A 23738-nucleotide genomic window follows, 5' to 3' on the forward strand; every position below is an offset into this window, starting at 1 on the left:
TACCTGGTTGATAGGTCGAAGGTGTAAGTGCAGTAATGTATTTAGCTTATCGATACTAATAGGTCGAGGACTTGACCAAAATAAACCTAAAGGTTTATATCGCCAACCAAATCATTATTAAATTTTAATAAGGAAGATTTCGGTTGCTAAAAATAAATGAGTAGCTCTAAATGATATACAGTTTTCAGAGTATTAACTCTAAAACTTAATATATAAGTTAATCGAAAGATTATGTGGTTATTATAGCAAAGAGGATACACCTGTTCCCATACCGAACACAGAAGTTAAGCTCTTTAGCGCTGATGGTACTTGGAGGGCGACCTCCTGGGAGAGTAAGACGTAGCCACGTAATCTTTTTTTATTGTATAAAATATTAGACATATAGAGAGATAGCTATTTGAAGCTATCTATTTTTTGCGCTTAAGGAAATTATGATATTTCAAAAACTATGGATAACTATTGTAGTTAAGTAATGCCAATTAGTTTAGCGAGCGTAAAAAGATACTTTTAGCAAAGGACTAAGTTGTTAAAGACATGAAGTGTAGCGCCCACGCATTGGCTTAAACGAAGCGAATTTTTTTATTTAATAGATTTATTGTCGTGATATTTAAAAAGGTATTTAATTTAAATAAGAGAATATTATTTAAGATATATAAAAATGAAGGTTATGTAAATACATAAGTGGGGGTGTAAACGATGGCAGATAAAAGACTAAATAAATTAGCTAAGTTATTAGTAAACTATTCAGCAGAAGTAAAAGAGGGAGATTTTGTATTTATATGTGCTGATGAAGTAGCAACACCTTGGGCTATAGAAGTATTCAAAGAAGCTACTAAGGCAGGCGCACATGTGGAGTATAGATTAGAATCTGATGAAATTAATGAAGTTAGACTTAAATATAGTAGCGAAGAGCAACTTAAAGAAGAAAACTTTTTATATAAGAATCTATTAAGTAAAGCAGATGTATGGTTAACTGCATGGGGAAGTAGGAATACAAGAATATTATCTAATATAGATCCAGAGAGAATTAAAATAGCTCAGCAAGGAAGTTCATCATGGAGGAAAGTATATTCTGAGAGATGTGGAGATGGAAGTTTAAGATGGTGTGGAACTCAATACCCAACTCATGCAGATGCTCAAGAGGCATGTATGAGTCTAAGTGAGTATGAAGACTTTGTATATGGCGCTGGACTTTTAGATAGTGAAGACCCTGTGGCAGAGTGGAAAAGAATAAGTAAAGAACAAGAGAGATGGATAAGATATCTTGATACTAAGGGTGAATTACATATATTATCAGAGGGTACAGATATAAAGGTAGGTGTGAAAGGTAGAAAATGGATAAATTGTGATGGGAAAGTTAACTTTCCTGATGGAGAAATATTCACATCACCAGTTGAAAATGATATAAATGGTCATATAACATTCTCATTCCCTGGAATATTTGGAGGAAGGCAAATAGAAGGAATAAAATTAGAAGTAAAAAATGGTAAGGTAGTAAATGCAAGTGCTAAAAAAGGAGAAGAGCTATTAAAGCAATTACTAGAAACTGATGAAGGGTCTAGTTTCTTTGGAGAAGTGGCTATAGGTACAAATTATGGTATAAAAAAATTTACTTCAAATATGCTATTTGATGAAAAGATAGGTGGAACTGTTCATATGGCAATAGGAGATTCTATGCCAGAAGCAGGAGGTAAGAATAAATCATCACTACATTGGGATATGTTATGTGATATGAGAAGTTGTGGCAAAATATATGCTGATGGAGAGCTGTTCTATGAAAATGGAAAGTTTATAGATGAAATTTTATGTAAGTACGAATTATAAATAAAAGCAGGTAGAGGTTTAGGTTATATTCTAAGCCTCTTATTTTTTATAAAATTTTATTTCGTTCTAAGAGAGGATTGAGATGATTTATATATTAAGTAATTTAACTTAAAAAATAGTCAAAGTATTTAAAAACAAGGTATTTAAGCAAATATAAGATAAATTAATAATATAGTGTAAGTATAAAATATTATATCGGATTATAGATTATATGCTAATATTATAGTATATAACGAAGACAAGGGGGCTGACTATGGGTATAATAGTAAGTTTATTAAACCAAGGTGTAGATGAAAAATTAATAAATGATGCAATAAAGTTTAAAGAATTTTATAAAATAGAGGATAGTCTTAAGTATAGGATATCAGAGTCAACTAAATATTTTTATGGAAAAGATATATGGAATATGGCTATATCAGCTATATTAGAAGGAGAAAATATACTATTATCTGGCCCAAAGGCGACAGGAAAAAACCTACTAGCAGATAATTTATCAGAGCTATTTGGAAGACCTCAATGGAATACATCCTTCCATATAAATACAGATAGTACAACTTTAATAGGTACGGATACATTTATAGATAATGAAGTTAAGCTAAGAAGAGGTTCAGTATATGAATGTGCTATAAATGGTGGATTTGGTGTATTTGATGAAATAAATATGGCTAAAAATGATGCAATCGCAGTACTACATTCAGCATTAGATTACAGAAGAGTAATAGATGTACCTGGATATGAAAGAATAAATCTTCATGATGCTACAAGGTTTATAGGAACTATGAACTATGAATATGCAGGAACAAAAGAATTAAATGAGGCATTAGTTTCTAGATTTATGGTAATAGATATACCTGCTGTGGAAGAGGAAAAATTAATGTTGATATTAAAAAAAGAATTTGAAGATGCAGATGAAGAAAAATTGATCCAATTTGGAGGTATATTCTTAGACTTACAATTAAAATCACAAAATGGAGAAATATCTAGTAAATCAGTAGATTTGAGAGGATTAATAGGGTCACTAAAGGCTATTAGAAGAGGGTTAAAACCATCGTTAGCGGTTAATATGGGAGTAACAAGTAAAACATTTGATATATATGAGAAAGAGATTGTAGGAGATATTATAAAGACTAGAATACCAGATAAATGGGAAACTAAAGATATATTCCCTAAAATAAATACATATTAAAGTAGGAAATAATTATGAAATGGGTATATGGGGATTATGAATTTGAAAATAGAATTAGCAATCTATCTTGGACTGTAGCAGGAGATTATAGTGATGATATTCAAATATCTAACAATGAATATTCATCTAAGGATATTACCTTGTATTTTGCTACTATGGCAGGAGGAAGACATAAATACATAGATTGGAGTTTAGTAAAAAAATATTTATTAAGTAGAGCTAAAATGGGATATGATATTGATGTTATATCTGATTTATTGCATATAACATTAGATAGGTTAGTTGAAGAAAAGATTATAAAGGAAAGACCAGGTATTGAAGATATAAGATTAAATGCTTACAAAGATATTTTATCAAGTTTTAGTAAAATACATAATGAAGATATTTTACAAAAAATAAAATACTTTTTAGTCTTAGAAAGGATGGGAAAACATCCAGCTATAGACGGACAAAGTAGAAGGATAGTAAATAAAATAAATAGAATTAATCTTAATGAGAATATAGTTAAAATACTTAGAGAAATAGATGAAATTTATATAAGTTATTTTAACGATACTTCAAATAAATATGATAATGAAAACTATGAAAATGAAAGAGTAGTAAATTCAGATATAGATTTTGACACATTTTCAGATTTTATGTATGAAGAACTTTATAATAATGAATACAGTGAAACTATAGAAAATCAAATAAGTGAGATATCATCATCTATGCTAATCGAAAGTGTAGGAGAAGTTGATATTGAAGGTTCAAAACATAGTTCTAATAATATTTTATACGTTGATGAAGAAACCTTAGATAAAATATATAAAAAAATAGAGCATTATTATGGAAAATCATATATAAGTGATTTAGAATTAAAAAAAATAGAAAGTAAAAGTTGTAGAGGAGTTCATGAGGGATGTAGAGTACATTTTACTGATGGCGTATTAAGAAGTGAATGTAGTAATATAGCCCAGATTAAATATGCGACTAGACAAAAAGAAAATAATACTCGTAAATTTAGAGAAAACATAAAAATATATAAAAGAAATATATTAAAATTAAAGGAAACTCTATTGAAAATATTAGTAGAAGAAAATGAGAAAGGTAGAATTTTTTGTGATAGTGGAACCATATATGCAAATAGAGCATGGAGAGCAACTAGAAGTAATAATAACAAAATTTTCTATAAAGATATTGAAAATGAAAAGGGTAGATATGTAATAGATATACTTTTAGATTCTAGTGGGTCTCAAACTAGGAACCAAGCTAATGTAGCTATACAAGCATATATAATATCAACAGCCTTAACTAAAGTTGGTATACCAAATAGAGTTATGGGGTTTTCAAGTCTTATGGATTACACTATACTAAAAAGATTTAGAGATTATGAAGATAAAATAACCAATAACGAGAATATATTTGAATATTTTTGTGCTGGTAATAATAGAGATGGACTAGCTATAAAATCTATTTGTGAAGGTTTATTAGAAAGAGAAGAAGAAAATAAAATATTAATTGTATTAAGTGATGGAAGGCCAAATGATGTAAAGATAGGCAAAGATAGAGAAAGAAGTATAAGAGGAGAAATGTCTTACAAAGGTATGGTTGGAGCAAAGGATACTGCATCAGAAGTAAGAAAAGCTAGGCAAAAGGGAATAATGGTGCTAGGAGTATTTACAGGAAATGAAATAGATTTAGAAATAGAAAAAATCATATATGGTAAGGACTTTATATATACTAAAGACATTCAAAGATTCTCTGATGTGGTTTCCATGTATTTAAAGAAGATAATAAGAAATTAAATAAAATAAAAGTGAATATAAAAGTACGTATAGAATATAATTATATATAGACAAGATTAAATAAGTTAATAATAAGAAAAAATTTAAAAAAATAAAAGGAATATAAAAATATATAACGAATATAATGTAATATAGAAAAAAATATATATTATAGGTTCTTAAAAGAAGATTAATAGGGAAAGAGGTTAAAATCCTCTACAGCCCCCGCTACTGTAATGCTGATGAAATTTCTATAACCACTGTAATATTAGATTACGGGAAGGAGAAAGAGTAAAATGAAGCTAAGTCAGGAGACCTGCCTAATAATATTAAGTGATTTCTTCGGGGATGGAGAATGTCTTTAAGCTACTTATATAGTTATTTATGTAGATAAAGTCTAATCCCTATGGATTAGGCTTTTTAATTGTAAAAAATCTAAAGTTTTATATAAAAAAAGTATATAAGATTAAGATGTATGATATAGTATGCATTTAAAAGAGATTTATAATGTATAAGTCTTAAAAATTAATTTGCCTTAAGCCTAAATTTAATATAAATTTTATATCTAAAGCTTTATGCTTAAAAAGCCCTTATTATATTTAAGGGCTTATTTTTTATATATAATAATTTGATATTAAGGATAAAGCTGTCGATAATTCACACTGATAAAATACATTAATTGGTATGAAAATATAATAAATATTTAAAAAAACACATGAATCATAAGTGAAGTGAATTTTTTATTTAACATAAATAGTTTACATGTGTAAAGACATATAATACAATTTAAATGTAAACATAATTTATCAGGGGGAGATTTAGTATATGTTAAAGTTAAAGAAGAGATTAATATCTACAATAATAGTGGGAATCATGTCACTAGGTATGGTTGGGTGTAGCAATGATTCAAAAGAAGAGGATAAAAATTCTAAAGGTGGTGAAGAAAAGTTTTCTGTAGGAATAGTGCTTGGAGAAGGAGGGGCTAATGACCAAAGCTTTAATCAATCATCATTAGAAGGACTAGAAAAAGCAAAATCAGAACTAGGCATAGATGGCTCATACTTAGAATCCAACCAAGATGCAGATTATGCACCTAATATAGAAACCTTTATAGACCAAGAACGTGATGTAATTATAGGTGTGGGGTATACAACAGCAGAACCAATGTTAAATGCAGCAAAGCTTTATCCAGATAGAAAGTTTGTAATAATTGATCATAATTATGAAGAAGAAGGACAAGAAATACCAGACAATATGATATGTATGACTTTTGATGAAAGAGAAGCGGCATATTTAGTAGGCATAATAGCAGCTAAGATGAGCGAAACTAATAAAGTTGGATTTATAGGTGGTATGGAAATACCAAATATAACTAGATTTGAAGAGGGATTTAAAGCTGGAGTAAAATCGGAAAATAAAGATGCAGAGTATTTATCTCAATATGCAAATTCCTTTGATGATGCTAGCTTAGGTAAATCTATAGCTAATCAAATGTATAATAATAAAGTAGATGTAATATTTTCAGCTGCAGGTGGTGTTGGAACTGGTGCAATAGAGTCAGCTAAAGAAAAAGATAAATATGCTATAGGAGTAGACATGGACCAAAATAATCTAGCTCCTGACAATGTAATAACTTCAGCTATGAAAAGAGTTGATATTGGTGTTTTTGATACAATATCAAAGATAAAAGAAGGAAAATTAGAAGGTGGGAAAGCCGTAGTTTATGGATTAAAAGAAGAGGCAGTTGGAATAGCACCAAGTACTGGTAAGAATGTACCTAAAGAAATAATTGATTATGTTAATAAAAAAGCAGAAGATATAATAGAAGGAAAATTAGAAGTAAAATAATACATAAGATATAAAATGGCTATTTAAAATAATAACTTGCAACTTAAGAAAGCATAATTTGTAAGAATTATTATTTTTAGATAGCCTATTTATTTTAAATAAAATACAAGGATAATATAAAGTATGATATAGTATAAGTTCACTTAATAAATAAATTATATTTTTATAATATCTATTTTAGAATGATTAGATTATGGAGATTATCAAAATATAGGATTGATTTAAAGTTTGAATAAATATTTATTATAGATTAAAATATAGTTATAGGAATAGCGACAGGAGGAAAATTATGAATTTAGATACATTAAATCCTGCCCAGAGAGAAGCTGTAGAAAAAACAGAAGGACCGGTACTTATACTAGCTGGAGCTGGGTCAGGGAAGACTAGAGTTTTAACAACAAGAATAGCACATCTTATAGAAGATAAAGGTGTACAAGCACCAAATATATTAGCAATAACATTTACAAATAAAGCTGCTAATGAAATGAGAGAGAGAGTAGAAGAAACTTTAGGAACGGATACAAAGGAAATGTGGATAAGTACTTTCCACTCTTGCTGTGTACGTATACTAAGAAAAGATATAAATAGAATCGGATACAATAGAAGTTTTGTTATATATGATAGTGCTGACCAAGTTACCTTAGTAAAGGACTGTTTAAAAGAATTAAATTTAAGTGATAAAGTATTTGAACCTAAAGTAATAATAAGTACAATATCAGGGGCTAAAGATAAGCTGTATAGCCCAGCACAATTTAAAGATATGCATAGACACGATAATAGAATGAGTAAGATTGCAGATGTATATGCACTATATCAAGATCGTTTAAAAAGAAATAGTGCCCTAGATTTTGATGATTTAATATATAAGACAGTAGAACTTTTAAAATCTGAAGAAGAAGTTTTAGAATTTTATAGAAGCAGATTTAAATATATAATGGTAGATGAGTATCAAGATACAAGTAAAGCTCAATATGAATTAATAAAATTATTAGCAAGAGAACATCAAAATATATGTGTTGTTGGAGATGATGACCAAAGTATATATGGATGGAGAGGTGCTGATATAAGAAATATACTTGAGTTTGAAAGAGACTACGATGATGTTCATGTTGTTAAGCTAGAACAAAACTATAGATCTACTCAGGTTATACTAGACGCAGCAAACACTGTTATATCTAATAATATAGAAAGAAAAAGAAAGAAACTTTGGAGTGAGAAAAAAGAAGGAGAACTAATAAAGATACAACTATCTGAAAATGAAATAAGTGAGTCTGATTTCGTTGCAGATATGATAGCTAAAATAGCAAGAGAGCAAGGTAGAACTTATAAAGATTTTGCTGTACTTTATAGAGCAAATGCTCAAGCTCGTCCAGTAGAGGATGCACTTAATAGAAGTCAAATACCATATAACATATATGGTGGAACAAAATTCTATGAAAGAAAAGAAATAAAAGATTTACTAGCATACTTAAAGGTTATACAAAACCCTCAAGATGATATATCTTTAAAAAGAATAATAAACGTACCTAGAAGAGGTATAGGTCTTAGAACTATAGAAAAAATAGAAGATAGAGCTAGTTTAAAGCAAGAGAGTATGTACTCTGTACTAATAGACATAGATACAAATTCAGATATATCAACTAAGGCTAAAAATAGCATAAATGGATTTGTCGATACAATAGGAACTCTTAGAACCATAAAAGAAGTATATCCTGTAAGTAAGCTTATAGAAAAAGTATTAGAGACTACAGGGTATATAGATGAGCTATCTAAGGACAAAAGTGAAGAAGCTCAAGATAGAATCGATAACCTAAAAGAGTTTATATCTATAGCATTAGAATTTGAGCAAAGTAGCGAAGAAAAAGATTTACAAACATTCTTAACAGGTGTTGCACTTTCATCTGAATCTAGTGAAGATGAAGAGATAGAAAAAGTATCATTAATGACTATACACACATCAAAAGGATTAGAGTTTCCTGTGGTATTCTTAATTGGTATGGAAGAAGGATTATTCCCAATATCTAGAGCAGTAAGGTCAATGAGTGATTCAGATATAGAAGAAGAAAGAAGACTTTGCTATGTTGGTATAACAAGAGCAAAAGAAGTTCTTTATATGACATTAACTCAAAGAAGAACTTTATATGGAAAGACCAACCCATCAATAGCATCTAGATTTATGGAAGAATTACCAGAACAATGTATCGAGAAACTTAACAAAGTAGAAAAAGAATTAACTTATTCAAAGGCTAATTACAATGTATTAGATAAGTATAAACAAAAATATATGAACAATATGAATAAGTCTACAGTTGCCAAAAAAGTAAATGCAACTATAAAAGATACTAAAAAAGAAACTGATATAGACGATATAAAGCTAGGAGCAAAAGTACATCATCCAAAATTTGGAGAAGGAACTGTTGTTGGTATGATGGGTTCTGATGTTACAATAGCATTTAAAGAACAAGGAATTAAAAAAATAAATAAAGAATACACAACATTAGATGTATTATAGTAAATAAAAATAAAGGGTATATTTATATATCCTTTATTTTTATGTAAATAATATACAGCTAGAAAACTTAAGGTTAACTATATAATACATTAGAACTCACTAAGCTAATGATAAATGTAAATATAGTAAATCTTTACTTTAAAGATTAAAATACTCTGTTTAAGATTGGTAAAATTAGTATTATAATATATTTATAATGTAGAAATACACAAATTTACATTTACTAGGGAGGCTACAAAATGGAACAAAAGAGATTTGCTAAAGATTTAATAGATTTTATTTATAAAAGTCCAACATCATTTCAAGCAGTAGAAACATCTATAAAGCTTTTAGAGGATAATAACTTTAAAGAATTAAAATTAGATGATATATGGAACATAGAGGCAAATGGGAAGTATTATGTAACAAAAAATTCTTCTGCAATAATAGCCTTTGAGGTTAACTCTAATAACATAGAAAAAGAAGGATTTAGAATAATAGGTTCTCATACTGATTCACCTACATTTAGAATAAAGCCAAATGCTGAAATGTGTTCTGAAGGTACATACTTAAAATTAAATACTGAATGCTATGGGGGACCAATATTAAATACTTGGTTAGATAGACCTTTAGCCATAGCTGGAAGAGTTGTATTAAATGGAGAAAGTATATTAAAGCCAGTAGAAAAAATGGTAAATATAAATAAACCAATATGTATAATACCAAATGCAGCTATTCATTTAAATAAAGGGGTAAATGATGGATATGCACTAAATAAGCAAAAGGATATGTTACCTTTAGTAGGTCTTATAAATGAAAGTTTGGAAAAAGATAACTTCTTATTAAATGAAATAAGTAAGTCACTAGAAATAAATAAAGAAGAGATAGTAGACTTTGATTTATTCTTATATGAATATGAAAAAGGTTCTTTAATGGGTCCTAATGAGGAGTTTATATCAACAAGTAGATTAGATAATTTGTCAATGGTACATGCTAGTTTACATGCACTTATAAATGCTAATGGTAAAAATGGCGTAAATGTAGTAGCTGCATTTGATAATGAAGAAGTAGGAAGCTCTACTAAACAAGGTGCAGACTCTAATATGTTATTAAACATACTAGAAAGAATATGTATATCTTTAGGTAAATCAAGAGAAGAATTCTTTACAGCATTATATTCTTCATTTATTATATCAGCTGATTTAGCACATGCAGTGCATCCAAACTTAGGAGAAAAGCATGACCCAACAAACAAACCAGTAATGGGCAAAGGACCAGTTATAAAGATAAATGCAAATCAAGCATATACAAGTGATGCCCAATCGATGTCTATATACAAAGCTATATGCAAAGAGGCTAATGTTAAGTATCAAGAATTTGTAAATAGATCAGATGAAAGAGGAGGAAGTACTATAGGGCCAATTTCATCAACACATATAGATATACCATCTGTTGATGTAGGTTCACCAATACTTGCAATGCACTCTATAAGAGAATTAGGAAGTGTAAAAGATCATTATAGTATATATAAGACATTTAATAAATTTTATGAAATATAAATAGGAGATGAGACAGATGAAAATAGGATTATGCCTTTCTGGAGGAGGAGCTAAAGGAGCTTATCAAGCAGGAGTTATAAAGGCTCTTTATGACAGAGGGTTAGACTTTAGTGCAATGTCGGGAACATCTATAGGAGCAATTAATGGATATTATATATTCACAGGAAATGTTGAAAAGTTAGAGGATATGTGGACAAATATAGAAATAAACCCTGCAAACGATATCAAAATAATAGATAATACTGTGGATAATTCTTATGTGATAGAAGGACTAAAAACTTTAGAAGCAAGCAAAGAAGCTAAAATAGACTTTTATGTTAATTATATAGAAATAAAAAATAAAAATCTAAATGAAAATGTAATAAACATAAAAAATGTAGATAAGTCTAAAGCTTTAGAAAGTGTTAAGTATAGTTCTTTATTACCATGTAACCCAAAAGCAACTTTACCACTAGGACAGCAGTTTATGAAAGATGTAAGTGAAGGATTATATGATGGATTTAATCTTGATGGAGGATTAGTTAATAATACATTAATACAGCCATTAGTAGAACAAGATTTAGATAAAATAATAATAATAGATACACATACAGAATATGAACTACCTGCAGAAATAAGCGATAAATTTGGTGAAGACAATATTTTTATAATAAAGCCTAAAAAACCTTTTGAAAAAAATGCTACATTAAGATTTGAAAAAGAATTTTGTAAAAAAATATACAATGAAGGATATGAAATAGGAAAAAATTTTTCTATGCACATATAAAAAATTTCTTATAATAAGTAAATATTAAAATATGAACATTTCTATGTAAATATATAGAATTGTATCAAAAACATTGAATAAACTGCTAAATATTAGTATAATATAAAAGTTCCTTAAAAAGAATATAAATTATGGAGTTGATATAAATAATGGCAACTAAGAGAATAGCAGTTTTAGGTGGGCCTAGATGTGGTAAAACTACATTAATACAACACCTATACGTTGAAATGAAAATAGCAGGATTAAATGTAGGATATGCTTTAGAATACTCAACGGATTATCTAAAAGATAAGGGTATGATAGAGACTATATCTGAACAATACGGAATATACTTAGGGCAAAAGAGAATAGAAGATGAGTTATCAACATTTGATTACGCTCTAACAGACTATGCTACTTTCGTACCTTACATATATGGAAGATTTATGTTAGGGAATAAGGAAAGAAGTAAAAAAGAAATACAAATACTTAAAGATTTATACTGTCTAGCAATAGAAGATATACAAAACTATGACACTATAATATATGTGCCAAGAGAGTTTGGATATGTACAAGATGGTGTAAGATGGCAAGATGAAGAAATCGCTCTTAAAATAGATGAAGCTATATTAAGTTTCTTAAAAGCTGAGAATGTAAACTTCATAGAAGTTAAAGGATCTACAAAAGAAAGATCTAAGCAAATATTAGAGTTATTAGATATAAAATATCAAGATACTCCACAGTTAGATGGAGAGGAAAAATAAGCTACTATTATATAGTAGCTTATTTTACTTATACAAAAATAATTATTTTATAATTCAAATATGTAGAGAATTATTTCAAAGTTAGTATATAATAATAAATAGAAAATACATAAAGATAAGAAGAAAGGAATTAAAATAATGGAAACTAAAAACCCAATAGTAACTATAGAAATGGAAAATGGAAAGAAAATAGTAGCTGAATTATATCCAAATATAGCTCCTAACACAGTTAAAAACTTTGTAACATTAGTAAATCAAGGATTCTACAACGGAGTAGGATTCCATAGAGTAATAGAAGGGTTTATGATACAAGGTGGATGCCCTAATGGAAATGGAATGGGTGGACCAGGATACTCTATAAAGGGAGAATTCAGAGGAAATGGATTCACTAATAACTTAAAGCATGAAGCTGGAGTATTATCTATGGCTAGAACTATGGCTCCAAACTCAGCTGGATCACAATTTTTCATAATGCATAAAAACTCTCCACATTTAGATGGACAATATGCTGCATTTGGTAGAGTAATAGAAGGAATGGACGTTGTTAATGAAATAGCTACAACTGCGACAGATAGAGCTGATAAGCCTAAGACTCCTCAAGTTATGAAGAATGTAACAGTAGAAACATTTGGAAAAGATTATTCAGATGTTGAAAAGTGCTAGTTAGATTCCAAAAGGTAAAAAATAACTATTTACAATCTAACTAAATTATTTTAAAATATTATAAGGTCTAATCCTGACCAAAACACACAAAACACAAAAATTAAACCATATTATTAATCTACATTATTTATAAGTAGACTATTTAAATTTATAACATATGAAAAAGGAGCTAATCTACATTAAAGATAGCTCCTTTTTCTATATATTAAATATATTGTAGTAAATAAAAAAGTATTTATAAAAGATTATAAAATCATTATAAATACTTTTTTATATTATTATAAATTATTCTTAATAGCAGAAGTTAAATTTGGAACTAATTGTTTCTTTCTAGAAACAACACCCTCAGCAAATACTCCTTGATGAGCTTCAACATTAAATGCTTCAGATATTACTTTATCTTCAGCTTTGTATATTAAGTAAGAACCTTCTTTTATTATGTCAGTTATAGCAAGAACTAACATATCGTAGTCAGTAGAGTTTATATAAGATAAGAACTCATCTTTTTTAGCAAATATAGAATCTATATCTAAAGTGAATACTTGACCTATACCAACTCTTTTTCCACTCATATCAAATTCTTTAAAGTCCATATTAACTATTTCTTCTATGCTGTATTCATCTAATGAAGTACCAGCTTTAAACATATCCATAGCATAGCTTTCCATATCAACATCAGCTATTTTACTTAACTCCTCACAAGCTAACTTATCTTTTTCTGTAGTAGTTGGAGATTTGAATAATAATGTATCTGATAATATAGCAGATAATAAAAGTCCAGCTATATGTTTTGGAACCTCAACATTATTTTCTTTAAACATGTTGTAAACTATAGTACAAGTACATCCAACAGGCATTACTCTAAATGATATAGGTACATCTGTAGTTATACCACCTATCTTATGATGGTCAATTATTTCTACTATATTAGCTTTTTCTATACCGTCTGCACTTTGAGCATATTCATTGTGATCAACTAAAACTACATTTTTATCAGTTAAATCATCTGTATTTAATATTTGAGGAGCTTCAACGTTGAAGTGATTTAAAGCATATTGAGCTTCTTTTCTTACCTCCCCTAAAGCATAAGCAGTAGCTTCTTCACCTAATTGATTTTTTAGGTAAGCTAACGAAATTGAAGAGCATATAGAATCTGTATCTGGATTTTTATGCCCGAAAACTAGTAATGTCATACAAAAAACTCCTTTCACAAAATTATGTATTAATTAAAAAAATAAACCTCTATATAAGAGAATAAAACACTATATCTATAACTAATAGTACTAATGCTTAATGTACTTTATAAATATATTTGTTAATGACAAAGATATTATATCAAAATAACTAAAAAAATTGTTCAAAAAATAAAAAATTTAAAAAAGTATATTATATTATGGCCAATTTTAATAGTAGTGATAACAATCAGAGTATTACAGTAAACATATATGGTAGATTGGAAGAATATTAAAATAAGTAAATTAGAAATTATGATAGTAATATTTTATATAATAGAAAAAGTGAAAATAAATAAATAGTTTGATTAAAAATTAACTATTTGAGAAAAGTAAATTATAAATACTTAAAGTAAGATTTTAAAATAAATTTAACTTTATAAAAAAAGACATAGAAAATTGAAATAAAAAATAAAAACGTTTTCATATGATGGTAAAGATAAAAATTTAACAAAAAATATTGACAGTTTTATTTATGTAATGTATTATCTAATTATAGATAGTTTGTTAAATAACTAACACAGTTTTATATAAATTGCCTGGGGGGAAAACATAATGACTAAAGATTTAAAAAAAGTTAAAAATGTAAAAGAAAAGCAAGAACTGACTGTAGAAAGTATGATAAACGATTTAGTAACAAAAGGAAATAAAGCTAAAGAGGAAATGTTAAAATTAGACCAAGAAGCAGTAGATAAGATTGTAAAAGCTATGGCTAAGGCTGGTCTTGATAAGCATATAGAACTTGCACAAATGGCAGTAGAAGAAACTGAAAGAGGAATATTTGAAGATAAAGTAACTAAAAATATATTCGCTACAGAATATGTTTATAATAGTATAAAATATACAAAAACTGTTGGTGTAGTAGAAGAAAATGATGAAGAAAACTACATGATGGTTGCAGAACCAATAGGAGTTATAGCAGGTGTTACACCTGTTACTAATCCAACTTCAACAACAATGTTTAAATCATTAATAGCTATAAAAGGAAGAAATCCAATAATATTTAGTTTCCATCCATCAGCTCAAAAATGTTCATCAGAAGCTGCTAGAATTTTAAGAGATGCAGCTATAGAAGCTGGAGCTCCAGAAAATTGTATACAATGGATAGAAGAACCATCATTAGAAGCATCAAGTGCTTTAATGAAAAATAACAAAGTAGCATTAATACTAGCTACTGGAGGACCTGGAATGGTTAAGGCAGCTTATTCTTCAGGAAAACCAGCGTTAGGAGTTGGAGCAGGAAATGTACCTTGTTTTATAGAAAAATCAGCAGATACAAAACAAGCTGTTAACGATTTAATATTATCAAAAACATTTGACAATGGAATGATATGTGCTTCAGAGCAAGCAGTTATAATAGAAGAACCAATATACAATGAAGTAGTAGATATAATGAAGGGATACAACTGCTACTTTGTAAACAAAAAAGAAAGAGAATTATTAGAAAAAACAGTTATAAATCCAGAAACTAAAACATTAAATCCTAATATAGTTGGGCAAAGTCCTTACAAGATAGCTCAAATGGCAGGATTTGAAGTGCCTAAAGATGCTAAAATGCTAGTAGCTGAAATAGAAGGGGTAGGTGTGGATTACCCACTATCAAAAGAAAAATTAAGTCCTGTACTTGCTTGCTTAAAAGCTAAAAATGCTGAAGAAGGAATACAAAGATGTGTAGAAATGACTGAATTTGGTGGATTAGGTCACTCAGCAGTTATACATTCAGAAAATGATGATATAATATTAAAGTTTAGCGAAAGAGTAAGAACAGGAAGATTATTAGTAAATGCGCCATCTACTTTCGGAGCAATAGGAGATGTATATAACGTGAATACACCATCATTAACACTAGGATGTGGATCTATGGGTAACAACTCAACTACAGATAATGTATCAGCGGTAAATTTAATAAACCTTAAGAAAGTTACTAAGAGAAGAGTAAATATGCAATGGTTTAAAGTACCTGAAAGAATATATCATGAAGTTGGTTCTATACAATACTTAGAAAAACTACCACAAGTTGAGAGAGTAATGATAGTTACTGATAGAATGATGGTTCAATTAGGATATGTTGAAAAATTACAATATCATTTAAGAAAAAGAAGAAATCCAGTTATGATAGAGGTATTCTCTGATGTAGAGCCAGATCCATCTGTTGATACAGTATTAAATGGTGCTGATGCTATGAGAAAATTCAAGCCAGATACTATAATAGCTTTAGGTGGAGGATCTGCAATGGATGCTGCTAAAGGTATGTGGTTATTCTACGAAAACCCAGAAGCAGATTTTGAAGATTTAAGACTTAAGTTTATGGATATAAGAAAGAGAATATATAAATTCCCTAAATTAGGAAGACAAGCTAAGATGGTGGCTATACCAACTACTTCAGGAACTGGTTCAGAAGTTACGTCTTTCGCAGTTATAACTGATAAAGTTAATAATATTAAATATCCTTTAGCTGACTACGAGTTAACTCCAGATGTAGCTATAATAGATCCTACATTTGTAATGTCTGTACCAGCTGCTGTTACTGCAGATACAGGATTAGACGTATTAACTCATGCTATAGAAGCTTATGTTTCTGTAATGGCAACTGATTATACAGATGCTTTAGCTATGAAAGCTATACAAATGGTATTTGAATATTTACCAAAATCATATAAAGGTGCAGATACTCAAGAAGGTAAAGAAGCTAGAGAAAAAATGCACAATGCATCTTGTATGGCAGGGATGGCATTTGCTAATGCATTCTTAGGAATTAACCATTCATTAGCTCATAAGTTAGGATCAGAATTCCATATACCTCATGGTAGAGCAAATGCTATATTATTACCATATGTAATAGAGTACAATGCATCTATGCCAACTAAGTTTGCTGCATTCCCAAGATACAAATCTTTCGTAGCAGACAAGAAATATGCTGAAATAGCTAAGATGTTAGGATTGAAAGCTAACACTACAGAAGAAGGAGTTAAGAGCTTAGTAGAAGCTATAAGAAACTTAATGAAAGAATTAAATATGCCAATGACTATAAGAGAATGTGGCATAGAAGAAAAAATATATATGGGAGCTATAGAAAAGTTAGCATTAGATGCTTTTGATGACCAATGTACTCCAGCTAACCCAAGACAACCACTAGTATCAGAGTTAGTAGAAATATATAAGACAATATATGGAGATAAGAAAATTAAATAAATAGTTTGAGAATTCAGAAAATATATTGACTATTAAAATATATAATAATACAATTGAAATATAAAATAAAGAGGGGCCTATTAAGGCCCCCTCTTTATTTTATAGACTTGTACATAAGAACTTTTTCATATTCATTTTTTATACTTATTATAGAATTAGAAATATTAATTTCAAAATTGGCAAAAGCAGAGAATAAATCAATGTCTCTCATTAAATGAATAGTAATAATATCGCTCTCTTTGTTTAATCTTAATATAATAGACCTAACAAATGGAAATTGTACTCTTGAATTAAAGAAATTTGTATCTTCTAGTTTAATATCTAAGCTACGATAGTTTAAGTCTATAAATAAGTCTAAATCATTTTCTTCTTCTCTTATGACTCTGTACTCAAAGTCTGTATCTAAGTTTAATTTACCGAAAGTTACCATTTTACAACCTCTTCTGCGAAAGTTTTTTTATATATTATACAGCATAGAATGATGGCTAACTACATATTTGTTAAATGTTTTGAAAAACAAAAAGCCTTCGTTGGGGGAACGAAGACTTAATTTGGGGGAGATTGAGTTAAATATTTAATTTTATATTACTATTATGGACAGATAAATTTAATCTATACATAGATTTATAAAATATTTTTAAATCTATCTCTTCTTATTTATAAACTTAGGGCCAAGGTATTTTCTTATATCATCATCAGATGAAAAATCATCTATAAGAATTTCTCTACCACTTTCTTCTAGTACAACTAGAACTTCACAGTCACCTTGTAAGAAGAATTTTCTAACTGTTTCTTCTCTAACTTCCCTAACTTTAGTTATATTTTTCTTTTGTTTTTCATAATCCTTTGTATAATAACTATCCATCATGTTTATTATTTTTGTATATCTAGTCATGATTACCTCCTGTATATTAAATTGAAAATTTATTTCTTAAGTAAATATGTTTCTTCACTTAACTAATTCGTATCACACTAATAAAAAGTGTGATATAATAAGTTTTTGTATTAACCTAATAATTATAACAAGGAGTAATAATAATGGCTAGTATAAATAGAAATGATATTTTAAATTGTATAAATTATTGTAAGGAAAATAAACTGTTTGATAAGTTAAATGATACTTACAAATCACTACCAAGTGGAGATTGTACTGGCTGTGGTAATTGCTGTATGGAATCAGTAGGTATAAATCTAATTGAATTTATTAATATATATAACTACTTATTAGACAAAGATGAATTAAGAAAGACAAGTTTAAGTAAAATTATAGACTACTATTTTTTAGAATTTACTAAAAAAAGTGCATGTCCATTTAAAGATGAAAATAACAGATGTTTAATATATGAAGTTAGACCACTAAATTGTAGAATTTTTGGCCATTGGAAAAAAGAGGATTATAATAAAAACTTATCAAATATAACTACAAGGAATAGAGAATATAGTGAGCTTATGAAATCAAAGTATGGGTTTGATATAAGTGAAGAAGTTGTTAATTACAAAATTAAATACTGTGAGGATTTTAAACCTCAAAACGGATATTTAAATAAATCGACTAGATTAAGCTTTGCAGATGAGCTAATGATACTAGACTCTAAGTTATATTCTAAAGGAATTATAGATATAGATTTTAAAGATAGAGGTATAGTTGAATATTTTATAGAAGCTTTATTAAAAGATGATACTGCTTACAATATAAAAATAAGATTATCAAAAGATGAAGATGTAAGAGAGATAGCGTTAAAAAGATTAAAAAAGATACTATTATAATTAGGTGATTACATGGAGCTTAAAAAAATAAAAGGAAACACATTTTATATAAAGGGCGGAACCAATACTGGTGTTTATATTTTTGATGATAATAAAGCTTTGGTAATAGATCCTGGGCTAGTTGGTTCAAGACCTAAGAGAATTATAAATATGCTAGAAGAAAAAAGTATTAAGGTAGATTTTATAATAAATACACATGAGCATGATGACCATTATGGGGCGTGTAACCAATTCAAAGAGTATTATAATGATATTTGTATATTATCATCAGAGGAAGCTAAATTATATATAGAAAAGCCTTATCTATTTGGTAAATATATAATGGGTGGTAAATATAATAGATTTTTTGTAGATAAATTAAAAAATAAATCATTAGATGAAATAAAAGTAGATAAAATAGCAAAAGAAGGAAATCTGTTATTAAATAATGAAGAATTTGAAATAATAGATTTAAAGGGACATACTGAAGGAAGTATAGGAATATTAACTAAAGATAAAGTTTTATTTATTGGTGACCTTCTGATAGGATTAGATATGCTCAAAAAGTATGATTTCTTATTTTTGTATGATATAAAGAAAGAAATAGACTCAATAATGAAATTAAAAGATATAGATTTTGATTATTTAGTCTTAGGTCATAGTAAAGAAGTAATAAGTAAAAAAGATTCTGAGTTTATAATAGAAATGCATTTAAATGCTATTGATAAGTATTTAAATAAAGTAAGAGAAGATTTAAATACACCAATAAAACTAGAAGAATTATTAAAAAAAATTATAATGGATAATAATTTAAAGTGTAATTATAAAGAATATCATTTTTTTAAGTCATCTCTAGTTTCGATGATAAGCTATTTAGCTGATCTAGATGAAATAGACTATATATTAAATGATGGAGAATTGCTTTATTGTACCAAAAAAAAATAAATTATGCTAAAATAGATATGTTAAAAAGACTCAAAATAAGATAAAGGGTGAGTACGATGGAATTTGAAAAATGGGATGAAATACTAACACCTTATGACCATGCCGTAGAAGAATTAAAAGTTAAATTTAAGAATATAAGAAAAGAATTCTTAGCAAAAGGAGAATACTGTCCTATAGAGTTTGTAACAGGAAGGACTAAAAAAATAGCTTCTATAATATCTAAATCAAAGCGTCTAGGAATTGAAGATATAGAAGACGAGATGGAAGATATTGCAGGTATAAGAATAATGTGTAAATTCGTAGAAGATATATATACAGTAGTAGAACTTATACAAAATAGATGTGATATGAGTATAGTATATGCAAAAGATTATATAAAGAACTTTAAGGATAGTGGATATAGAAGTTATCATGTTATAATAAAATATCCTATAAATACAATAGCAGGTTCAAAAGAAATATTATGTGAAATACAAATAAGAACTTTAGCTATGAACTTTTGGGCAACTATAGAACATTCTTTAAAATATAAATATGAACATTACATACCAGAAGAATTAGCAGTTAGATTAAGAAGAGCATCTGATGCAGCATTCTTACTAGACCAAGAAATGAGCGAGATAAGAGAAGATATAATGAAAGCTCAAGTTATGTGCCAGGTAAAATCGGTTACAGTAAGGGATGTACTTAGTAAGATTCAAGAATTATACAATCTAGGAGAAACACATAAAGCACTTGTATATCAAAGAAGACTAGATAAAATAGACAATGAACAAGACATAGAAGAGATATTACATCTTCAAAGTGAGATAGATAATTTATTAGAATTTTACAATAACAATAATAAAGTGAGATAGAGGTTATCCATATTCATGGATAACTTTCTTTATATAATAGTATAGTAATTGAATTTAAATTTAAACTATAGATATTAATATAGAATATATAAGAAAAGTTACATAAGAAAGGAAAATAGACATGAACTTATATGCAATAGGAGATTTACACTTTTCAACATCAGTAGATAAGCCTATGGATGTTTTCGGAAAGAATTGGATAGGTCATGAGGAAAAGATAATAGAAGACTGGAAAGAGAAAGTAAGTGATGAAGATTTAGTATTAGTGTTAGGAGATACTTCTTGGGGAATAAATCTAGACGAGGCAAGAAGTGATTTAGATATAATAGATAATTTACCGGGGGAAAAAATATTTATAAAAGGTAACCATGATTATTGGTGGACTACTGTAACAGCATTAAATAAGCAGTATGATAATATGAACTTTTTACAAACTAATTTCTATGAATACAAAGATTATGCTATTTGTGGAGGAAGAGGATGGATATGTCCTAATGATTTTAAGTTTGATGAAAATGATGCCAAAATATATAAGAGAGAAGAAAATAGGATAAGAATATCTTTAGAAGCTGCTAAGAAGAAAGGGCATACTAAGTTTATAGTTATAACCCACTATCCTCCTACTAATGATAAACTTGAAGAATCATTATTCACTAAATTATATGAAGAATATAAAGTTGAAAAAGTTATATATGGACACTTGCATGGAAAAGAATCATTTAAGATGGGATTAAGAGGTATAAGAAATGGAATTGAATATATATTAGCATCTTGTGATTACACTGATTTTAAATTAATCAAAATATTAGATTAAGAATCTTAAAATTGTAAATACTATTATATATGGTTAGAACTTGAAAATTGGGGGATTTTTGTTTAAATATACAAAAGAAGGAGATGTTAATAATGAGATGGATATTAGTTTTCTTATTTTTGTATCTTATCCCCTTGATAATATTATTTAGAAATTACAAAAATTTGAGAAGAGCGTATATATATAGTAGTATTTATGTTGTACTAGTTACGATGATAGTAGCAACAAATCTTTATATGAGTGGGTTAAATAAAATCAGAGAAGCTATATACTATTACAGTTATGTTAATGATGAGCCATACGAATATAAGGATAATGAAGATAAAGAAGAGAATATGGATAAAGTTTATGAGGTAGATAAGCAAGACAGTGAAATATATGAAAGCAAAGAAGAGAAATCAAAAGAAGTATCATTAGAGCCAAAAGAAATAGAATTAGAGGAAGATAAAGAAGCAGAGGTTATTAAAAAAACTGATAAAGAAATAGTAAGTGATTTCAAAAAAGAAATTTATAATATAGAAAGAAAAGCATTAATTCCTATGAGGGATTGTATGCCTTATACAAAAAATATATCTGAAAGTATAAAAAAATTACCAACTATAGAAAATGATTTAAAATATGCTAGCAAAAAATGTAAAGAAGTTATAGAAATTTATGAAAATATGGATATCCCTAGTCTTTCAGACGAACAATACACTATGGTATTAAGCAACGCAAGAGATGATGTTAAAAAGGCTTATGAGCTAAGGGAAAAGGCTATGAATGAATCTATAAACTTAGTAGAAAGTAAGAATCCAAAATATATTGGAAAAATAACAGAGTATTTAAACTTATCCGATGAGCATATAGCAAATTTTAAGGAGAGAATAGATAACCTAAATCTAAATATTAAATAAGAAAAGCTTATCTTTTATGATAAGCTTTTGTTACTATATAAATATACTATAATGTATAAATTTTGATTTATAATATAACATATGATATAATTTTCGATTATAACGTTAACCAGGAGGTATGTATGGGAAGATTAAATATATGTATAGATATAGATGGAACTATAACAAGTCCATATCATTTTATTCCGTACTTAAATGAAATATACAATAAAAATATAAAAGAAGAAGAATGTGTAACTTATAATTGGGAACAACTATATGGTGACACTATGGACGAAATATTAAATAAATTCCATAGTAGCTGTATGCATTCTTATGAAGAAGCAGAAATAGTAGAATATGCTAAGGATGTTATAGAGAAGTGGTTAGCTAATAGTCACAACTTATATTTTGTAACAGCAAGAGATAAAAGTCTTACAGAGATAACTACAAGATGGTTAAACAATAAAGGATTTTCTGATATAGATGTTCATTTATTAGGTAGTCACGATAAAATAGCTAAGGCTAAAGAATTAGAATGCAATATATTTATAGAAGATAATCCATCAAATGCAATGCAGCTTGCAAATGAAGGTATGAAAATATTACTAATAAATACCAACTACAATCAAGGTGTTGAACATGATAATATAACAAGAGTAGACACTTGGAAAGACATAGATAAATTCATAGAATTGTATAAGTAAACATAGCAATTCTATAGGGGGAGGTGGTCTTATGGTCGAATTAAAAGTAGAAAATCGAAAAGGCAATATAAGTATAAATAGCAATGATGTTAAAGAAATCATCAAAATAAGACCAGATATAGAATATATAAGAGATATATCAAACACAATTAATCAAGATAATATAATGGCATTTGACTGCAAACTATCTCAAGATGTATTTAATATGCAAGACATAGAAGATGTGTTAGATGAAATAGGAGAAGACTTAGACGAAAGTTATTTCCAAGTATTATTTGAAGATGTAAGAGCATATTTAAAGGATGCTACAGATGAGATTGAAGAAGAACTTCAGGATAAATATTTATTTGATAATGTAAGATGTTTCTTTGATATTTATAATATAGACGAATCTTTTACAGATTTTAAATTTGTATTTTTAGTTAGCTTTAAGGATATAAAAATAGCATCATTAGCTAACCTATCTAAAATAGTAGGAAAAAGACAGTTAGTGGGAGCATCAAAATTCTATAGCTAAAAATTAT

20 protein-coding genes, 2 rRNA genes and 1 riboswitch are annotated in these 23738 nt (G+C 28.0%); of the genes, 19 read left to right on the plus strand and 3 right to left on the minus strand.

Features of this window, described 5'->3' with window-relative positions; translation table 11 throughout:
* From I4U89_RS11335 to I4U89_RS11385, 11 genes are all read left to right on the plus strand, one after another.
* Nucleotides 1-79 (plus strand): 23S ribosomal RNA (locus I4U89_RS11335); the annotation flags it as partial.
* Nucleotides 80-232: 153 nt separating this feature from the next.
* Nucleotides 233-349: ribosomal RNA gene (rrf, locus tag I4U89_RS11340) — 5S ribosomal RNA — on the plus strand.
* 347 nt (nt 350-696) lie between these two features.
* The gene (locus I4U89_RS11345) at nt 697-1824 is read left to right on the plus strand and encodes an aminopeptidase (protein WP_195940485.1); all 1128 of its coding nucleotides are present in this window, start codon (nt 697-699) and stop codon (nt 1822-1824) included.
* 253 nt (nt 1825-2077) lie between these two features.
* The gene (locus I4U89_RS11350) at nt 2078-3010 is read left to right on the plus strand and encodes an AAA family ATPase (RefSeq protein WP_195940486.1); all 933 of its coding nucleotides are present in this window, start codon (nt 2078-2080) and stop codon (nt 3008-3010) included.
* 14 nt (nt 3011-3024) lie between these two features.
* Complete coding sequence (locus tag I4U89_RS11355; RefSeq protein ID WP_195940487.1) at nt 3025-4797, plus strand: VWA domain-containing protein; 1773 nt, start codon at nt 3025-3027, stop codon at nt 4795-4797.
* Nucleotides 4798-4933: 136 nt separating this feature from the next.
* Nucleotides 4934-5114, plus strand: a riboswitch (cobalamin riboswitch).
* 487 nt (nt 5115-5601) lie between these two features.
* On the plus strand, nt 5602-6624 hold the full coding sequence (locus tag I4U89_RS11360; protein WP_195940488.1) for a BMP family lipoprotein: 1023 nt from the start codon (nt 5602-5604) through the stop codon (nt 6622-6624).
* A 289-nt stretch (nt 6625-6913) separates the two neighbouring features.
* Nucleotides 6914-9136, plus strand: coding sequence for an ATP-dependent helicase (locus tag I4U89_RS11365; RefSeq protein WP_195940489.1), 2223 nt, complete (start codon nt 6914-6916; stop codon nt 9134-9136).
* A gap of 239 nt (nt 9137-9375) precedes the next feature.
* Nucleotides 9376-10674, plus strand: a complete 1299-nt coding sequence (locus tag I4U89_RS11370) for a M18 family aminopeptidase (protein WP_195940490.1) — start codon at nt 9376-9378, stop codon at nt 10672-10674.
* Between the two features lie 16 nt (nt 10675-10690).
* The gene (locus tag I4U89_RS11375) at nt 10691-11440 is read left to right on the plus strand and encodes a patatin-like phospholipase family protein (RefSeq protein WP_195940491.1); all 750 of its coding nucleotides are present in this window, start codon (nt 10691-10693) and stop codon (nt 11438-11440) included.
* Nucleotides 11441-11589: 149 nt separating this feature from the next.
* Nucleotides 11590-12183: an AAA family ATPase gene (locus I4U89_RS11380; protein ID WP_195940492.1), complete on the plus strand. Its 594-nt coding sequence runs from the start codon at nt 11590-11592 to the stop codon at nt 12181-12183.
* 138 nt (nt 12184-12321) lie between these two features.
* A complete protein-coding gene (locus tag I4U89_RS11385) occupies nt 12322-12846 on the plus strand; it encodes a peptidylprolyl isomerase (protein WP_195940493.1) in 525 nt (174 codons plus the stop codon).
* A 278-nt stretch (nt 12847-13124) separates the two neighbouring features.
* Here I4U89_RS11385 and I4U89_RS11390 read toward each other — a convergent pair whose 3' ends face one another.
* Nucleotides 13125-14039 (minus strand): manganese-dependent inorganic pyrophosphatase, encoded by a 915-nt coding sequence (locus tag I4U89_RS11390; RefSeq protein ID WP_195940494.1) that lies wholly within the window; start codon nt 14037-14039, stop codon nt 13125-13127.
* 594 nt (nt 14040-14633) lie between these two features.
* Here I4U89_RS11390 and adhE point away from each other — a divergent pair.
* Nucleotides 14634-17270 (plus strand): bifunctional acetaldehyde-CoA/alcohol dehydrogenase, encoded by a 2637-nt coding sequence (adhE, locus tag I4U89_RS11395; RefSeq protein WP_195940495.1) that lies wholly within the window; start codon nt 14634-14636, stop codon nt 17268-17270.
* A gap of 94 nt (nt 17271-17364) precedes the next feature.
* Here the strand turns inward: adhE and I4U89_RS11400 are convergent, their stop codons facing one another.
* Nucleotides 17365-17700 (minus strand): hypothetical protein, encoded by a 336-nt coding sequence (locus I4U89_RS11400; RefSeq protein ID WP_195940496.1) that lies wholly within the window; start codon nt 17698-17700, stop codon nt 17365-17367.
* Nucleotides 17701-17913: 213 nt separating this feature from the next.
* The gene (locus tag I4U89_RS11405; RefSeq protein WP_092923359.1) at nt 17914-18165 is read right to left on the minus strand and encodes a hypothetical protein; all 252 of its coding nucleotides are present in this window, start codon (nt 18163-18165) and stop codon (nt 17914-17916) included.
* A gap of 143 nt (nt 18166-18308) precedes the next feature.
* Between I4U89_RS11405 and I4U89_RS11410 the strand changes: the two genes are divergently transcribed.
* From I4U89_RS11410 to I4U89_RS11440, 7 genes are all read left to right on the plus strand, one after another.
* Nucleotides 18309-19037, plus strand: a complete 729-nt coding sequence (locus I4U89_RS11410; protein WP_195940497.1) for a YkgJ family cysteine cluster protein — start codon at nt 18309-18311, stop codon at nt 19035-19037.
* A 12-nt stretch (nt 19038-19049) separates the two neighbouring features.
* On the plus strand, nt 19050-19961 hold the full coding sequence (locus I4U89_RS11415) for an MBL fold metallo-hydrolase (protein WP_195940498.1): 912 nt from the start codon (nt 19050-19052) through the stop codon (nt 19959-19961).
* A gap of 56 nt (nt 19962-20017) precedes the next feature.
* Nucleotides 20018-20818: a GTP pyrophosphokinase gene (locus I4U89_RS11420; protein ID WP_195940499.1), complete on the plus strand. Its 801-nt coding sequence runs from the start codon at nt 20018-20020 to the stop codon at nt 20816-20818.
* A gap of 121 nt (nt 20819-20939) precedes the next feature.
* Entirely contained in the window at nt 20940-21632 is a 693-nt protein-coding gene (locus tag I4U89_RS11425; RefSeq protein ID WP_195940500.1) for a metallophosphoesterase, read from the plus strand.
* Nucleotides 21633-21724: 92 nt separating this feature from the next.
* Complete coding sequence (locus I4U89_RS11430) at nt 21725-22528, plus strand: hypothetical protein (RefSeq protein WP_195940501.1); 804 nt, start codon at nt 21725-21727, stop codon at nt 22526-22528.
* Between the two features lie 122 nt (nt 22529-22650).
* On the plus strand, nt 22651-23214 hold the full coding sequence (locus I4U89_RS11435; RefSeq protein WP_195940502.1) for a 5' nucleotidase, NT5C type: 564 nt from the start codon (nt 22651-22653) through the stop codon (nt 23212-23214).
* A 31-nt stretch (nt 23215-23245) separates the two neighbouring features.
* Nucleotides 23246-23731, plus strand: coding sequence for a hypothetical protein (locus I4U89_RS11440; RefSeq protein ID WP_195940503.1), 486 nt, complete (start codon nt 23246-23248; stop codon nt 23729-23731).
* Nucleotides 23732-23738 lie beyond the last annotated feature (7 nt).

This window comes from Romboutsia sp. 1001713B170131_170501_G6 (assembly GCF_015668195.1).
In the GTDB taxonomy this organism is placed as follows: Bacteria; Bacillota; Clostridia; order Peptostreptococcales; family Peptostreptococcaceae; genus Romboutsia_C.

What these genes read in the sequence shown, in the direction of transcription:
- I4U89_RS11345 (WP_195940485.1), top strand. Translation starts at nt 697, where the DNA reads ATGGCAGATAAAAGACTAAATAAATTAGCTAAGTTATTAGTAAACTAT.
- I4U89_RS11350 (WP_195940486.1), top strand. Translation starts at nt 2,078, where the DNA reads ATGGGTATAATAGTAAGTTTATTAAACCAAGGTGTAGATGAAAAATTA.
- I4U89_RS11355 (WP_195940487.1), top strand. Translation starts at nt 3,025, where the DNA reads ATGAAATGGGTATATGGGGATTATGAATTTGAAAATAGAATTAGCAAT.
- I4U89_RS11360 (WP_195940488.1), top strand. Translation starts at nt 5,602, where the DNA reads ATGTTAAAGTTAAAGAAGAGATTAATATCTACAATAATAGTGGGAATC.
- I4U89_RS11365 (WP_195940489.1), top strand. Translation starts at nt 6,914, where the DNA reads ATGAATTTAGATACATTAAATCCTGCCCAGAGAGAAGCTGTAGAAAAA.
- I4U89_RS11370 (WP_195940490.1), top strand. Translation starts at nt 9,376, where the DNA reads ATGGAACAAAAGAGATTTGCTAAAGATTTAATAGATTTTATTTATAAA.
- I4U89_RS11375 (WP_195940491.1), top strand. Translation starts at nt 10,691, where the DNA reads ATGAAAATAGGATTATGCCTTTCTGGAGGAGGAGCTAAAGGAGCTTAT.
- I4U89_RS11380 (WP_195940492.1), top strand. Translation starts at nt 11,590, where the DNA reads ATGGCAACTAAGAGAATAGCAGTTTTAGGTGGGCCTAGATGTGGTAAA.
- I4U89_RS11385 (WP_195940493.1), top strand. Translation starts at nt 12,322, where the DNA reads ATGGAAACTAAAAACCCAATAGTAACTATAGAAATGGAAAATGGAAAG.
- I4U89_RS11390 (WP_195940494.1), bottom strand. Translation starts at nt 14,039, where the DNA reads ATGACATTACTAGTTTTCGGGCATAAAAATCCAGATACAGATTCTATA.
- adhE (WP_195940495.1), top strand. Translation starts at nt 14,634, where the DNA reads ATGACTAAAGATTTAAAAAAAGTTAAAAATGTAAAAGAAAAGCAAGAA.
- I4U89_RS11400 (WP_195940496.1), bottom strand. Translation starts at nt 17,700, where the DNA reads ATGGTAACTTTCGGTAAATTAAACTTAGATACAGACTTTGAGTACAGA.
- I4U89_RS11405 (WP_092923359.1), bottom strand. Translation starts at nt 18,165, where the DNA reads ATGACTAGATATACAAAAATAATAAACATGATGGATAGTTATTATACA.
- I4U89_RS11410 (WP_195940497.1), top strand. Translation starts at nt 18,309, where the DNA reads ATGGCTAGTATAAATAGAAATGATATTTTAAATTGTATAAATTATTGT.
- I4U89_RS11415 (WP_195940498.1), top strand. Translation starts at nt 19,050, where the DNA reads ATGGAGCTTAAAAAAATAAAAGGAAACACATTTTATATAAAGGGCGGA.
- I4U89_RS11420 (WP_195940499.1), top strand. Translation starts at nt 20,018, where the DNA reads ATGGAATTTGAAAAATGGGATGAAATACTAACACCTTATGACCATGCC.
- I4U89_RS11425 (WP_195940500.1), top strand. Translation starts at nt 20,940, where the DNA reads ATGAACTTATATGCAATAGGAGATTTACACTTTTCAACATCAGTAGAT.
- I4U89_RS11430 (WP_195940501.1), top strand. Translation starts at nt 21,725, where the DNA reads ATGAGATGGATATTAGTTTTCTTATTTTTGTATCTTATCCCCTTGATA.
- I4U89_RS11435 (WP_195940502.1), top strand. Translation starts at nt 22,651, where the DNA reads ATGGGAAGATTAAATATATGTATAGATATAGATGGAACTATAACAAGT.
- I4U89_RS11440 (WP_195940503.1), top strand. Translation starts at nt 23,246, where the DNA reads ATGGTCGAATTAAAAGTAGAAAATCGAAAAGGCAATATAAGTATAAAT.